We start from the raw sequence: 15,547 nt of genomic DNA, 5'->3' as shown, positions 1-15,547 counted from the left end.
TACAACTTTACAAGTACATTACATGGAAACAAAGTATTTAAAAATCAATCCTGCCGACAACGTTGCCGTTGCCATTGTTAACCTCCCGGCAGGAGAGCATCTTTCTGTAGATGGCATTGAGATTACATTGAACGAAGACATTCCCGCCGGACACAAATTCGCATTGAAGGATTTCGCTGAAGGTGAAAATGTAATCAAGTACGGTTATCCTATCGGCCATGCCTTAATGGCTAAGCAGCAAGGAGACTGGATGAACGAAACGAACATCAAGACCAATCTTGCCGGATTGCTGGACTACACATACAACCCGATTCAGGTTTCTTTGGATATCGCACACAAAGATCTTACTTTCAAAGGTTACCGTCGCAAAAACGGTGACGTAGGTATAAGAAATGAGATTTGGATCATTCCGACCGTAGGTTGTGTAAATGGCATTATAGGTCAATTGGCTGAAAGATTACGTCGTGAGACTGAAGGCAAAGGCGTGGACGCTATTGTCGCTTTCCCACACAATTACGGTTGTTCGCAACTTGGCGATGACCATGAGAATACAAAGAAGATTCTTCGTGACATGGTACTCCACCCCAATGCAGGTGCTGTGCTGGTAGTAGGTTTGGGATGCGAGAATAATCAGCCGGATGTATTCCGTGAGTTTTTAGGTGAATATAATGAAGACCGTGTCAAATTCATGATTACTCAAAAGGTAGGTGATGAATATGAAGAAGGAATGGAAATCCTGCGTGATCTGTACGCTAAAGCTTCTAAAGATGAACGTACTGATGTGCCTTTGTCCGAACTTCGTGTCGGATTGAAATGCGGTGGTTCCGATGGTTTCTCCGGCATTACCGCCAACCCACTATTGGGTATGTTCTCCGATTTTCTGATTGCACAGGGAGGTACAAGCGTATTGACAGAGGTTCCGGAAATGTTCGGTGCGGAAACAATTTTGATGAACCGCTGTGAAAACAAAGATTTGTTTGAACAGACAGTACATCTGATTAATGACTTCAAAGAATACTTCCTGTCACACGGAGAGCCTGTCGGTGAAAATCCTTCTCCGGGTAACAAAGCCGGTGGTATCTCCACTCTGGAAGAAAAGGCATTGGGATGCACACAAAAATGCGGAAAGAGCTATGTATCCGGTGTGCTGCCTTATGGCGAACGATTACAGAAAAAAGGACTCAACCTGCTTTCTGCTCCGGGCAATGACTTGGTTGCGGCTACTACTCTTGCAGCAAGTGGATGTCACATGGTGCTTTTCACCACCGGACGCGGTACTCCTTTCGGTACTTTCGTTCCGACTATGAAGATTTCTACCAATTCTACTTTAGCCAAGAACAAACCGGGATGGATTGACTTTAATGCCGGTGTGATTGTAGAAAACGAACCAATGGAAAAGACTTGCGAACGCTTCATTGATTATGTTATCAAAGTAGCAAGCGGTGAGTTTGTTAATAACGAAAAGAAAGGTTATCGCGAGATTGCAATCTTCAAAACAGGTGTAACTTTGTAAACAGCCTTTAGCCAATACAACAATTTATACCGAAGACAAAGATACATAGATAAAGATAATAGAGTTGCTACCCTCTACTCAACGATAAGTTGAACAGGCTAGCAACTCTTTTGTATCCTCTCATATCAAAGCCTCATCCTATCACTCAATCACTTATGATCGAAATATTCTGGCAGAAAGTTTGTTAATCTTAAATCTTTTCCTTTACTTTGCATCACAAAGTTCTTTTTATATGGATAAAGATAAAGCATTAGAATCAGTTTTTGAGATAAAAGAGTTGATGGAAAAGTCCTCAAAATTTATCTCTGTCAGCGGTCTCGCCGCAATCCTTGCAGGTATTTACGCATTGGCTGGTGCGTATATCGCGACACAAGTTATCACATCGGATATGTATCTATCCGACACTCTGAAATTAATGGCAATAATAGCCATGTCCGTATTGGCAGCGGCAGCCGTCACAGCCGGCATCCTATCCTATTGCAAATCCCAAAAGACGGGACAGAAGTTCTTTAGCCGACTTACTTACCGGGCATTGTGGAACTTTTCTCTTCCGATGCTGACCGGAGGTGTTGTATGTGTTTCTATCCTAATGCACGAATATTACGACATTCTGGCAACCATTATGCTTTTATTCTATGGACTGGCATTGGTCAATGTATCTAAGTTCACCTATTCCAGCGTAGTATGGTTAGGATATGCTTTCATTTGCCTGGGAGTCGTAGATTGTTTTTTGGAAGGTCATTCACTGCTGTTCTGGACCATCGGTTTCGGCGGTTTCCATATTCTTTATGGCATATTGTTCTATTTACACTACGAAAGAAAGAGATCATAAATGATAGAAGCATTCCAATATATTAATAAAGCATTCGAAAGCAAGGTCCGGCTCGGTATCATGGCTATTCTGATGGTAAATGAGGAAGCCGACTTCAATTTTCTGAAAGAGCAGCTCTCTCTGACAGACGGCAATCTTGCCAGCCATACCCGTGCCCTGGAAGAACTGGGATATATCGTATGCAACAAAAGTTTTGTCGGACGAAAGCCACGAACTGTTTTTCAAGCAACCCCGCAAGGCAGAGAAGCTTTCAAATCTCATATTGAAGCTTTAGAGAAATTTCTAAAATCAAAATAAATAATTCATCAAAACACTACAGGCTTATGGACGGTTTCAATGAAAATTCAAATGAGCAACAGGCGCAGCAACCTATGGGATGTCTCCACCGTTTCTCCAAAACAATCAAGGTTGTCATCATCGGGTTATTAATTCTTCTCCTGATGATACCGATGTTCATGATTGAAAATCTTATTTCCGAACGGGGACGAACCCAGGAAGAAGCTATCGACGAGGTAAGTGAAAAATGGAGTCTGGCACAGACCATCACGGGCCCCTACCTGAATCTCCAGTATCCGGTCGTCATTGAAAACAACGGCGAGAAGAAGGTTTCTATCAAAGACCTGATACTTTTTCCCGACGAGCTTATGGTCAACGGGCAACTAAAGACTGAAATTCTGAAAAGAAGTATCTACGAGGTCAACGTATATCAATCGGAACTGACATTGAAAGGATCATTCAGTTCGGAAGAATTGAAAAAGAGCAGAATAGATATGGAACAGTTGCAGTTTGACAGGGCGGCTATTTGCCTGAATCTGACCGATATGCGGGGTATCAGCGAACAAATCAGCATCACTTTGGGAGATTCTGTTTATATATTCGAACCGGGTATGGACAACAGAGGAATAGATAACACCGGAGTTCATGCAATCGCAAACTTATCGGAGTTGAAACAGAATAAAAAACTACCTTATGAAATAAAAATCAAACTGAAAGGTTCGCAGTCACTCAACTTTATTCCATTGGGTAAAACAACCCGTGTAGATCTGAAAGCCAACTGGAATACGCCTAGCTTCACGGGTAACTATCTACCTAATAACCGCAACATTACAGAGAAAGAATTCTCTGCACAATGGCAGGTTTTAAATTTGAACCGGAATTACTCACAAGTGATGGTTGACTACAACAACTCGAACATCAAGGACATTGAGAACTCCAGTTTCGGTGTTAACTTCAAAATCCCGGTGGAACAGTACCAACAGTCCATGCGTTCTGCAAAATATGCAATCCTGATTATCTTACTGACTTTCGGAGTGATTTTCTTCACCGAAATTATGAATAAGACCCGTATTCATGCCTTGCAGTATTTATTGGTAGGACTCGCACTCTGTCTATTCTACAGTTTGCTCCTTTCCTTTTCCGAACACATCGGATTCAATCCAGCCTATTTATTATCTTCGGCACTGACCATTGCACTGGTAGGCGGATATATGTTCGGAATCACCAGGAAAAAGAAACCGTCATTAATCATGTCCGGATTGTTGGGTATACTCTATATTTATATATTTGTCCTTATCCAACTAGAGACTTTCGCATTATTGGCAGGTAGCTTAGGACTGTTTATTATACTGGCAATAGTGATGTATTTCTCAAAGAAAATAGACTGGTTCAATGAATAACCGGCTTTTTTTCTGAAACACTTGACAAACGGCTTTTTATTTCGTATCTTTGAGAAAACAAAATCTATAAATGGTATGAATATAATAAGAAAAATAGATACATAAAAAGCTTTTAAACTGATCTAATTTAGGATTAGCGAAGATATATCACAGGGCAATGATTTAGCGATCATTGCCCTGTTTTGTTTATATTTATACACATTTCTTTTTCTGTGATCTCTAAAAACGCTCAAAATAGTTTTTAATAAACTCTGATACCGTTTATAATAAACTATCCAAAAGTTTATTATAAACAGAAATTGCGTTTATTAAGAATGCCTTCTCCGAATGTAAAAATAGAGAAACACACTTTCACACAATAAAAGGATATAAATAAACCGTTCATTCACACAGTAACATAAACGAACAAAATTCTTTATTTCATCCAAATGATTGAATATCCAGCACTACACACTAAAAGTTTTCTTCAGATAAATCATATCCACCAGTTGCTCGCCATCCTCATAGATCGGATGGTCATAGTTGTCAGTAAAGAAATTCTTTATCCGGTGAGAAATAGTGAAACCACAGTGTTCATAGAAAGATCTGGAAGAAGGTACATCGCCTGTACCCACTAACATTTCAGAACACTTTCCCTGATAATATTCAAATAAAAATTCGATTAAACGTTTTCCGTACCCCTGCCGTTGAAAGAAAGGAACGGTAGCGATATTCTTGATTTCATAAATACCTTCCCCCTCACGAGTCACTACACAAAGAGCTTTCAATCCGTTATCATAAAGAACGAACATATCGCCGCGCTCCAAATACCGGTCAATCATACTTTCCTGCTCATCAGCCAAGAGTAATAATTCGATGAATTCTTTTTTATCCGAAGTTACTAGCTTTACTTCCATCTTTTTAGTCATTGAATTCTATCTGATTCATTTCTGCCATTGCCAATTCATTCATGTTGCTGACTCATTTGCCTATGTTCCAGAACGGTATCCATATTCTCCAAAGCCCATCCTACCAGTCCTTCAATATGAGGAATCAAAGTGCCACCCGTATCTGTCAGGCAATACTCCACACGGGGAGGTACTTCGGCATACACTTTCCGCTCCACCAATCCGTCTGATTCTAAAGTACGTAACGTAACGGTCAACATTCTTTGAGAAACATCTTCTATCGTTTTATGAATATCACTAAAACGCATCGTGCCATTGGCATTCAACGTAATAAGCACCAGCATCGACCACTTGTCTCCCAAACGGCTTAGCACATCTCTTATCGGACAATTTCCTGTCGGATGAAAGTTTTTCATTCTTTAACGTTTTGTATTTTATTGAAATTCAGCAATAGTTACCTTTATGTAACTTCCTTATTTTCAAGTACGTTCTTGCATTTTTCAAACAAGAAAGATACATTTGCATCACAAAAGTAATAAACTTACTAATAATAACTATTGTTTCATTTAAATAATTATGATTATGGCAAAGAAAGTTGCAGTTTTAGCAGTGAATCCGGTAAATGGTTGTGGGCTATTCCAATATTTGGAAGCATTTTTCGAAAATGGCATTTCATATAAAGTATTTGCCGTATCGGATACGAAGGATATTAAAACAAATTCAGGAATCAGCCTGACAGTAGATGACGTGATCGCCAATTTGAAGGGACACGAAGATGAATTCGACGCACTCGTTTTCTCATGTGGCGATGCAGTGCCTGTATTTCAGCAGAATGCTGATAAACCCTACAATGTAGATTTAATGCAAGTCATTAAAACTTTCGGAGATAAGGGAAAAATGATGATCGGACATTGCGCCGGCGCAATGATGTTTGACTTTACAGGAATTACCAAAGGGAAGAAAGTAGCAGTTCACCCATTAGCCAAACCAGCCATTCAAAACGGAACAGCTACTGATGAAAAATCAGAGATAGATGGTAACTTTTTCACTGCTCAAGATGAAAATACCATTTGGACAATGATGCCACAGGTAATCAAGGCGTTAAAATAGACATTAATCAAGTCCTATACCACTTAAAGCAAGTTTAACATAAAAAAGAGCCAGAGAATTCATATAATATAAGTATTCCGGCAAATTTAATCATGGAAATAGTTTTTCAATCCGTTTTTTCACTACCTTTGTAACTGTAAAGGAAACAACCTATTAAAATATCACGGACAAACATTTCCCATGAATATAAAAAAATGCTTATGGCTCTTTTTTTTATGTTTCTTATCTGCGCCATCCATCCAAGCACAAAGAAACTATATAGATATTCCGAATTATATTCTATGTATTAACTCTTATGCCGAATCAACGCCATGGAGTACCCGAATGATTTCGACTATATCAGAATACGTACAAAAAGACCCTAAACTGGCTTTGTATGCCGAACACATGAACACATTCATGATTGACAATGATTCCATTCTGAAGGAATTCAAAAATATGCTGTCTCAGAAGTATACGCAACCACATCCTCGCTTATTGGTATTGTTAGGAAGTCCTGCATTCACATTACGAGACGAATACAGAAAACTATGGGGCGATATCCCCATTGTACTCTGTTCTGAGGAGGCGTTTCAAGGGCCACATGAAGCCTATCTCCAAAAACAAGCAATCAAACCGGAAGACCGAACTCCGATCGCTCAATTCTCAAAGCCATACAATATGGTTTTCTTGTACTCAGAACTATATCTCCGCGAAAATGTACAACTAATCAACCACATAAAACCCAATATAAAAAAGTTCATATTCATCGGTGACAAACGAGAAGTTAATTTAAGTGCAAGTCTAGATATTCAAAATGAACTAAAAGTAAAAAATCCAAAGATAGAATACCAATTTCTAACACCGCAAAAGATGACCACTAACCAATTGCTGGACTCATTGTATCGTGTTGACCCGCAAACAACAGGCATTTTATTTGCATCTTGGTTTTACAAAACAACTTTTGCCGGAAACACTTCGCTAATGTCTAATGACCACAAGCTTATCGTAACAACTCCTGCCCCAATCTTTACTCTTAACATGACAGACATTACCGAAGAAAACGGCGGTATGATAGGAGGCTACACATACAACCAAAAAAGATACAGTCAAGAATTAGTCCGCACTATCTCCGACATATTTCAAGGCAAGCAAGCCCGAGACCTGCCTTTCTATATGCCGTCGGACGGTGCACCGATCATCAATTATACCACATTGCTCCGCAAAGGGCTCTCCCCTTCCATATGTCCCCCGGATACACATTTCCTACACAAGCCGCTTTCGTTTTGGGAACTAAACAAATATTTCATTATAGGTTCTTTATCTTTCATTTTTCTGCTTGCACTATTTTTCTTTTACCGCATTCACAACTTGAATATCATAAAAAAAATGCAACAGAAAGAAATAGACGCCATGACGAATTACAAAAATCTGGTGAACAATATGCCTATTCTCTATATGCAGGAAGAATTAATCACCGATGAAAAAGGCATGCCCATAGAACTGATTTACCGGAAAGTAAATGCCCAGTTCGAGAAATACTTTCTTTGCAAAGAAGAGGTAATCGGCAAAAAGGCAAGTGAGGTTTTCCCTGAATCTATGCCGGAATTCCTACATTTTATAAAAAAAGCACTTGATGAAAATAAAGCAATCACATTCCCTTATTATTTTAAGAAAAGCAATACGTTTTATGATGTAATACTCAAAGGAACACAACATAGCAATATTATTGACGTATTCTGTCTGGACAGCACAGAACTGCACAAGGCACAACAAAAATTAAGTACAATCAACAATAAACTTTCCATGTCGCTCGAAGTGGCTAATATCGTGCCATGGAAATGGGATTTACAAAGCCACACTATTTTATGCGATATAAACAAACCGATAGAGCTCAGCGCGTCCGGGAAAGACGTAGCTGAAGAACAATTGGCAGTGCCCGATAATCAATATTTCGCCAAAATATTCAAAGAAGACCGTACACGGGTAGAGCAGGCTTACAAAAATTTGATAGAAGGTCGTTCGGACAAAGTAAAAGAAGAATATCGTATCGTCAACCCTCACAAAGGTCTTCACAGAATAGACTGGGTAGAAGCTCAGGCGGCAGTTGAGACTAGAGATGAAAATGGCACTCCATTGACCTTAGTAGGTTCTTCATTAGTCATCACCGAACGAAAAAAGATGGAGCAGGAATTGGTTAATGCAAAAAACCGTGCCGAAGAATCAAATCGTCTGAAGTCTGCTTTTCTGGCAAACATGAGTCATGAGATACGTACTCCACTCAATGCCATTGTCGGCTTCTCCGGCATATTGGCTTCTACCGAGGAAGAAGAGGAAAAACAAGAATATGTAAGTATCATTGAGAATAATAACACCCTGTTATTACAACTTATAAGTGATATTTTGGACTTATCGAAAATAGAAGCCGGGACATTGGACTTTAATTATTCCAATGTAGAGATTAACGATTTAATGAGTGATTTAGAAAACAGCTGCCAACTGAAACTAAAATCGGACAAGGTAAAACTGGAGTTCATCGCTCCCGAACAACCTTGCTGCGCACATATAGAGAAAAACAGATTATCCCAATTGATTATCAATCTTGTAACAAATGCAATCAAATTCACAACTGAAGGCAGCATCCGATTCGGGTACAAACGCCAAAAAGATGAATTGTATTTTTATGTTGCTGATACGGGTTGCGGCATTCCCAAAGATAAACAGGACAGTATTTTCGGTCGCTTTGTCAAACTGAACTCATTTGCTCAAGGCACAGGGTTGGGGCTTTCCATTTGCCGGACTCTTGTAGACAATATGGGCGGTAAAATCGGTGTAGAATCAGAGGAAGGAAAAGGTTCTACATTCTGGTTTACATTACCTTATAAAGAAGCAAGCAACATAATAGAAAAAGCTCCCCAAAAAGAAATCCAGACCATTGCGATAGAAAAAGACAAACTGATTATCCTAGTGGCCGAAGATAACGAAAGCAATTATAAACTGTTTGAGTCTATTTTGAAATACGATTACCGCTTGATACACGCATGGGATGGACAAGAGGCTGTAAACCTATTCAAGGAGTACAATCCGCAAATCGTATTGATGGATATCAATATGCCGGTCATGGATGGATATGAAGCAACGAAAGAGATCCGCAAATATTCGGCCAAAGTACCTATTATCGCCATTACTGCCTTTGCCTTTGCCTCAGATGAACAGAGGGTAATGGAAAGCGGCTTTGACGGTTATATGCCTAAACCCATCAATGCCAACTTATTGAAGGCGCAGCTAAAAGACATCATGCAGAAACGCATTATCTTACTGTAAGGTAAACTTCTAATAATTCAGCCACATCCTAAAAGAAGCCATCTTATCCTTACTGACAATAATTTTATCTTTGAAGGGAGGCAATACGTGTACGATTGCTTTCCCTAAAAAATAGGATTCAATGCGTTGAATTGCATCAATACAGACAAGAGTCTGACGATTCGTACGAAAAAAACGGTCGGGCTCCAATTGCTCGCACAATCTATCCAAAGCCAAATCAATAAGATACTCCCGGCTCTTGTGCGTCACCGCAAAGGTATACTTATTCTCCGAATAAAAATAAGCAATGTCACTAACCTGCAAAGTCAGAAGTTTCTCTCCACTGGAAATCAGAAACCGCGTACGATACTTTTTATGCGCCGACGATAAAGACTCCTGTGCAACAGAAAGCTGCTGCAAAACTTCCATCATCCGGCTTTCCGAATTGAAATCATGAATATTTTTCTTAGTCAGTCCCTCAAAACGCCGGATAGCCTGCAACAGGCGTTCTTCATGAATTGGTTTTAGAAGATAATCAATGCTGTTGACCGTAAAAGCACGTACGGCATATTCATCATAGGCAGTAGTAAACACAATCATGCTTTCCGGATGGGCTTGTTCAATAAAGAGAAACGAATTGCCATCCGTCAACTGAATATCCAGAAAAAGAATGTCCGGATGGGGATGCTGGGCAAACCACTCTACCGCTTCCTCTATATTACCCGGAAGTAACTGTACGTCCCAATCAGGGCGCAGAGACAATAAAGTGTCGCGAAGCAGACGGGCAGCCGGAATTTCATCCTCTATTATAGCAGCTTTAATCTTATTCATAGAGCAAAGGTATTTTTACAGTAAACTCTTGCGAATCATTTTCTATCACAATATCACGACTGCACAACAATTTATACCGGGCAGAAAGATTCTTCAATCCCGTACCGAAAGCTGTTGCACTTTTTTTCGCCTGTATCCGGTTTCTAACAACCAGCTCTTTTTCCTTTTCCACATAGATAAGCTCAATCGTCATCGGCTTTCCCATATGGATAACATTATGTTTTATCACATTTTCAGCGAGCAGCTGTATAGTCAGCGGTGGAAGCTGATATTCCAGGCAAGACTCCGGAATACGATTATCAATATAAATACAGTCCCCCAACCGCACCCGATGCAGAAAAACATAAGAATTCAAAAAGTTCAACTCCTCCCGTAAGGTTGTCAGCCGTTGGTTTTGGCATTGGAGCGTATAACGGTATACGTCGGAAAGATGTTGGGTGAACAATTCCGCATTAGCGGGATTGTAACGAATTTCAGAAATCAATGTATTCAGACTGTTGAACAGAAAATGAGGATTCAACTGATTTTGTAAGGCAGTGTAACGTGCCGTATTGTTTTCTTTTTGCAAGGCAGCCGCTTCCTGTTGCAGTTTCAAGGCATTCCGTATGGAACGATTGGCCAACAGCAAACCTAGAATGACCAGTTCCACCAGCCATACCGTAATCAGAATCCGCCACCCTCCATTGGGAAACATGAACGGATGGGAAGCTCCGGCCAGCAGCTTGGCTGTTACCAGCAAACCGTAATTCAACAGGAAGAACATCCCCATCACAACGACATAGACAGATATCAATTTCCAGCGACGATGCAGATTCAGTGCATACTGATTATCCACCCACGTACTCAACCGCATCGTCGCATATCCCAACACGTTGAATGCCAGCACAAAGAAAGCCAATGTACCGACAGAATGAAGAATGTCGGCAACCTTATCGGGAAAGGCGGCATAATTGATCAGCAACAGAAAAGAGAACACTCCCAATCCTGAAAATAATGCGGTATAAAATAAGGTATTAAATTTCACATTCATTATATTGGCAGTTCTTTTCATACAAAGTTACTGTTTTTTACCGATAATCATAACCATGAAGAGCTTTTATTAATTCCGAATAATGTCCCTGAGCGGCAGCTTTGGCCTGCACATAGTTTACCTGCGAGGTTTGCCGGTAAGTCTGCGCATCAATTACTTCCACCACAGACACCTTACCCTCATTATAACGCTCCACAGCTTTCGCTTCATTTTCCTCTGCTTTTGCCAATGAACTTTCACTCAAGCGAACACGCTCGATAGCTTGCGACAAAGCTTTCCGTGCTACACCTATCTCCAGCTCAACCTGATCCATCACCTTATTCAGATTATCTTCCGCCATACCGACACGAAAGGACGACGCACGCTTCTCACTTTTCCGCTTTCCCCATTCGAAGATAGGGACGGACACTTTAGCATAAACAGCGTAATTGGGGTCTAAATCTTTCTTGAAATTATAACCGGGAGAAGAATAGCTACCATCTATTCCCACATAAAACTGCGGCTTAAACTGTGAATCATTCAGTTTCTTCGTACTCTCCGCTATACGGATCCGGTCATAGGCCATCCGGATTTCAGGACGTTCCGCACCTGTAGACAACCAGACAGAATCTTCAATAACGACCACCGGTATCTGATCATCCAGTTCCGTCGCATTTTCCAATCGGACTCCGATCATTGAGTTCAGTGCCATTCTACCTGTCTCGAAGTTACTTTGCGCCTGTAGCAATTGATACTCCGCTTCATTCAGTTTCACCTCCGCCATTAATAAATCCTGCGGATCTACAAGCCCCACTTCCACCCTTTCTTTGATGGTCTTTACCAAAGCTGCTATCGAATTACGAAAATCTTCGGCAACAGATACAACCTCCTGTCGCGCTACAGCACTCCAATATTGCATATCCGTCTGATAACAGACTGCGTCATTCAAAACCTTCGCCTGATTGCTTGCCAATGATTGTTGATGTTTCGCCATACGGATAGACTCCAATACACGTCCGCCCGTATAAATCGGTTGCAAGAGAGAAAGAGAGCCTCCATAATTCAATTGCTTTCCTTCCACCGTCTTCGACAATCCGATAGAAGGGACATCCAAAGTCAGCTCCAACGGATTGCCTGTATATTGAAAGTTCGCAGCTCCCGAAAGCTTGGGTTTCAAATCCGCTTTTGCCGATTTCTCTATCTCCACACTAGCGGCGATATTCTTCTCAGCCGCTTTCAAATCATGATTATAATCCAATGCCATCATCCGGTATTTCTCCAACAAGGGACTTTGTTGAGCCATAAGAGGTACAGACAGAAAAGCGCAACAGCAGAATAACGGATAAAATATTCTCTTTTTCATTTTTATTTTCCTTTTACTTTGTAGAACATAGCATACAATGCAGGGGTGACAAGCAAGGTCAGTCCCGTAGCAAATGTAAGTCCGAAGATAATAGTGGCAGCCATACCGCCGAATGCGACATCAAACAACAGCGGTACCATACCAAAAATCGTCGTCGTAGCCGCCATCAATACCGGACGGGTTCGGGAAACCGTAGCCTCAACAATAGAAGTATATAGATCAATACCACTCCGATGTTGCACATTTATTTCGTCAATCAGTACAATCACATTCTTTATAATCATTCCGAGAAGTCCCAGCCAGCCGGCTATCGGAAAGAAACCGAAGTCAAATCCCGTCAGCAACATCCCCACAGCAATACCAATGAGCGACAGCGGCAAGATGCAGATGATAATAATCGGTTCACGGAAATTGCCGAACAAAGCAACCAGAATAAGCACCAGCGCAAGGAATGCCAACGGGAAATACTTAGCAATGGCCTGCATCGCTTCTCCCTGATCCTTATATTGCGCATCCCAGAAGAAAGTATATCCCTCAGGGAGTTGCATTTTCTCAATCTCTTCCCTGATTTCTCCGTGTACTTCCGCCATTGTATGTCCTGGCTTCACGCCACACATGGCAGCCATCGAAAGCTGACGGTTGTAAGTCCGTATCTGTGGAAATTCCCAAGTCGTTTCTATACGTTCCGTCACTTGTGAAAGCGGAGCCGACCTTTCACCGTTCCAGATAGAGAAGTCGCCTAAGGAATGTACATCGGTGATGTTCACATTACCCGATTTCAAAAGTACGGGAACTTTTTTCTCATCATCCCGGTAAATGCCGACAGGCAAGCCGTCATTAATAGATTTCACTGACTCCATCATAGCCGCTTTCGTAATCCCCAAAGCTCCGGCTTTCACCGGATCATAAACCGGACGGATAACCATTGCCATATTTCCCCACTCATTTCGCGCATCCGCTACTTTAGGATTCCGTCGCATCACCTCTATTGCCTGACCTACCAACGAATCGAGTATGGCCGGGTCTGGTCCGAGAAAACGAGCTTCAATAACCGCTTCCGTCAATGGACTCAATTCAAAATTATTCACTTTAATCAGAGGTTCGGGATACTTGATCGAAATTGAATCTTGTAAGCGTGCGTGTAATTGACGGGAAAGTTTCGAAGTCTTGCACTTCACCAATATCTGCGCATAATTGGATTGAGGTCCGAAAGCCACATTAGACAAGTAATAACGCGGAGGTGTCCTTCCTATATAGGTAGATACCATTTCCGCTTCTTCTTGTCCGCGAATAAAGTCCGCCATCTCTGTCGCCATTTTATCCGTTTCTTCTATCTGTGTCCCTTCGGGCAACCACATATCAAGCGTGAAATATTGTTTATCCAATGCCGGCACAAATACTTTCGGGATAAATTTAAAACTCCAGGCGGACAACACCAGCAATATAACCATACATCCTACAGTAGCATACCTGTGATGAATTACCCATCCCAAAGAAGAGCGGAACTTATCGTAATATTTACCTGAAAAAAGTGCCGTCTTTAGTTCGTCGGGTCTTGGCCGACGGACAAACTCCTGAATAAAGAAAGGTGTTTGTGTCAGCGCAAAGACCCAACTGAACATCAGCGAAACGCCGATAACTACAACTAAGGATGACAATAACTCGCCAGTAATATGCGGCGAATAATATATTGGTAAAAAAGTCAGAATCGCAATCACAGTAGCTGCCAGTAGCGGCAATGCAGTCGAAGAACAAGCTCTCAATATAGCTATCCGTTTACGCATTCCACGCTGCATATTGACCAACGCCGAATCGGAAACTACGATAGCATTGTCCACCAACATTCCCATAGCAATGATGATAGCCGCCAATGACATACGCTGCAAAGCTATTCCTTGCACCAGCATGACTATCAATGTGGCAAAGATAGAAAACACTAATCCGCTACCAATCAGAATACCGTTTTTGACCCCTATAAAAAACAACAGGATAGCAACGACCGTCACGACGGAAATAATCAGATTCAAGATAAATCCCTTATTCGCTACAGCGGATTCATATCCTTGATCATAAATTGACTGCAACTCAAAACCTTCGGGCATTGTCTCCGAAAATTGTTCTATCTCCACTTTGACCGCATCTGCCATATCGACTACATTGCCTGTGGGTACAGTGGAAATAGCAATTCCTATCGCCGGTTTTCCGTCAATCCGCATTTTATTGCTAGGCGGAGTCTGATAACTTTCTTTTATTTCAGCAATATCCGCCAATCGGAAATGTTCTCCTGTACGGGATACAATAGTCAAATTCCGAATATCATCCAACGAATAGAAGTTTCCGGTAGACTCGATACGTATTCTGTTGACTTCCGTGTCGATACCTCCGGCATCCACCACCCGGTTCTGAGCTTCAAAGGCACGGGAAATATCAGCCGTAGTAATACCACTCCTCGCCATGACGGAGGGACTGAGGATTACATCAATCGTAGGAGATTGCACGCCATAGATTTCCACTTTTGCAACGTCTTTCACCCTCAGCACATCATTTTTAATCAGTTTCGCCTGCTCTTCGAGTTCCCGATATGAGTATCCTTCTCCAGTCAGTCCGTAAAAGACTCCCAGCACATCGCCAAAATCATCGTTTACCACCGACGGACCCGCACCGGCAGGCAATTTAGATTGCACATCATTGACTTTTCGACGCAGTTTGTCCCAAAGCTGTTGCATCTCGTCCGCACGGATTTCTTTCTTTACATAGACTGTTATTTTAGAAAGTCCCGCACGATTTTCAGTTTTAAGATAATACAGTTCCCCCAACGACTGTATAGATTCCTCCAATACATCCGTCACCTGTGATTGAACTTCGGAAGGCGAAGCCCCCGGATAAGGAGTCAGCACCAATGCTTGTTTGATAGTAAACGGAGCATCTTCCAGCTTTCCCATCTTAACATAGGAGAACAGTCCACCACCCAATACCAGTAGCAATAGCAGAATAGTCACTGACTTCTTCTGCAAGAAATATTTAACGAGTTTCATACTTTCCTC

12 protein-coding genes are annotated in these 15,547 nt (G+C 41.4%); 6 read left to right on the top strand and 6 right to left on the bottom strand.

The window, feature by feature from the left end; genetic code table 11:
* Positions 1-22 precede the first annotated feature (22 nt).
* The 4 genes from ACNOGP_RS12825 (at position 23) to creD (ending at position 4,021) form a co-directional block, all read left to right on the top strand.
* Positions 23-1,513 carry a UxaA family hydrolase gene (locus ACNOGP_RS12825; protein WP_418212959.1) on the top strand — a complete coding sequence of 497 codons (1,491 nt, stop codon included), beginning with the start codon at positions 23-25 and terminating at the stop codon, positions 1,511-1,513.
* Positions 1,514-1,745: 232 nt separating this feature from the next.
* Positions 1,746-2,345: a hypothetical protein gene (locus ACNOGP_RS12820; RefSeq protein ID WP_418212958.1), complete on the top strand. Its 600-nt coding sequence runs from the start codon at positions 1,746-1,748 to the stop codon at positions 2,343-2,345.
* The gene (locus tag ACNOGP_RS12815; RefSeq protein ID WP_004313179.1) at positions 2,346-2,642 is read left to right on the top strand and encodes a winged helix-turn-helix domain-containing protein; all 297 of its coding nucleotides are present in this window, start codon (positions 2,346-2,348) and stop codon (positions 2,640-2,642) included.
* Positions 2,643-2,668: 26 nt separating this feature from the next.
* Entirely contained in the window at positions 2,669-4,021 is a 1,353-nt protein-coding gene (creD, locus tag ACNOGP_RS12810) for a cell envelope integrity protein CreD (RefSeq protein ID WP_272719408.1), read from the top strand.
* 446 nt (positions 4,022-4,467) lie between these two features.
* Here the strand turns inward: creD and ACNOGP_RS12805 are convergent, their stop codons facing one another.
* Positions 4,468-4,917 carry a GNAT family N-acetyltransferase gene (locus ACNOGP_RS12805; RefSeq protein WP_418212957.1) on the bottom strand — a complete coding sequence of 150 codons (450 nt, stop codon included), beginning with the start codon at positions 4,915-4,917 and terminating at the stop codon, positions 4,468-4,470.
* A 47-nt stretch (positions 4,918-4,964) separates the two neighbouring features.
* Positions 4,965-5,324, bottom strand: a complete 360-nt coding sequence (locus ACNOGP_RS12800; protein WP_195477013.1) for a winged helix-turn-helix transcriptional regulator — start codon at positions 5,322-5,324, stop codon at positions 4,965-4,967.
* Between the two features lie 166 nt (positions 5,325-5,490).
* On the opposite strand from ACNOGP_RS12800, the gene ACNOGP_RS12795 reads away from it, so the two are divergent.
* A complete protein-coding gene (locus ACNOGP_RS12795; protein WP_418212956.1) occupies positions 5,491-6,018 on the top strand; it encodes a DJ-1/PfpI family protein in 528 nt (175 codons plus the stop codon).
* A gap of 180 nt (positions 6,019-6,198) precedes the next feature.
* Positions 6,199-9,321 (top strand): ATP-binding protein, encoded by a 3,123-nt coding sequence (locus ACNOGP_RS12790; protein ID WP_418212955.1) that lies wholly within the window; start codon positions 6,199-6,201, stop codon positions 9,319-9,321.
* Between the two features lie 9 nt (positions 9,322-9,330).
* Here the strand turns inward: ACNOGP_RS12790 and ACNOGP_RS12785 are convergent, their stop codons facing one another.
* From ACNOGP_RS12785 to ACNOGP_RS12770, 4 genes are read right to left on the bottom strand one after another with little or no spacing between them, the layout of a single operon-like run.
* On the bottom strand, positions 9,331-10,131 hold the full coding sequence (locus ACNOGP_RS12785; protein ID WP_418212954.1) for a LytR/AlgR family response regulator transcription factor: 801 nt from the start codon (positions 10,129-10,131) through the stop codon (positions 9,331-9,333).
* Positions 10,124-11,182 (bottom strand): sensor histidine kinase, encoded by a 1,059-nt coding sequence (locus ACNOGP_RS12780; protein WP_418212953.1) that lies wholly within the window; start codon positions 11,180-11,182, stop codon positions 10,124-10,126. Before ACNOGP_RS12780 ends, ACNOGP_RS12785 begins: the two co-directional genes overlap by 8 nt.
* Positions 11,183-11,198: 16 nt before the next feature.
* The gene (locus tag ACNOGP_RS12775) at positions 11,199-12,503 is read right to left on the bottom strand and encodes a TolC family protein (protein ID WP_143866944.1); all 1,305 of its coding nucleotides are present in this window, start codon (positions 12,501-12,503) and stop codon (positions 11,199-11,201) included.
* Positions 12,504-12,505: 2 nt separating this feature from the next.
* Positions 12,506-15,538: an efflux RND transporter permease subunit gene (locus ACNOGP_RS12770; protein WP_418212952.1), complete on the bottom strand. Its 3,033-nt coding sequence runs from the start codon at positions 15,536-15,538 to the stop codon at positions 12,506-12,508.
* Positions 15,539-15,547 lie beyond the last annotated feature (9 nt).

Origin of the sequence: Bacteroides difficilis, from assembly GCF_048319815.1 — a bacterium.
Classification (GTDB): domain Bacteria; phylum Bacteroidota; class Bacteroidia; order Bacteroidales; family Bacteroidaceae; genus Bacteroides; species Bacteroides zhangwenhongii.
Note: the sequence above shows the minus strand (reverse complement) of the source record. Positions and strands in the feature narration are given on the sequence as shown.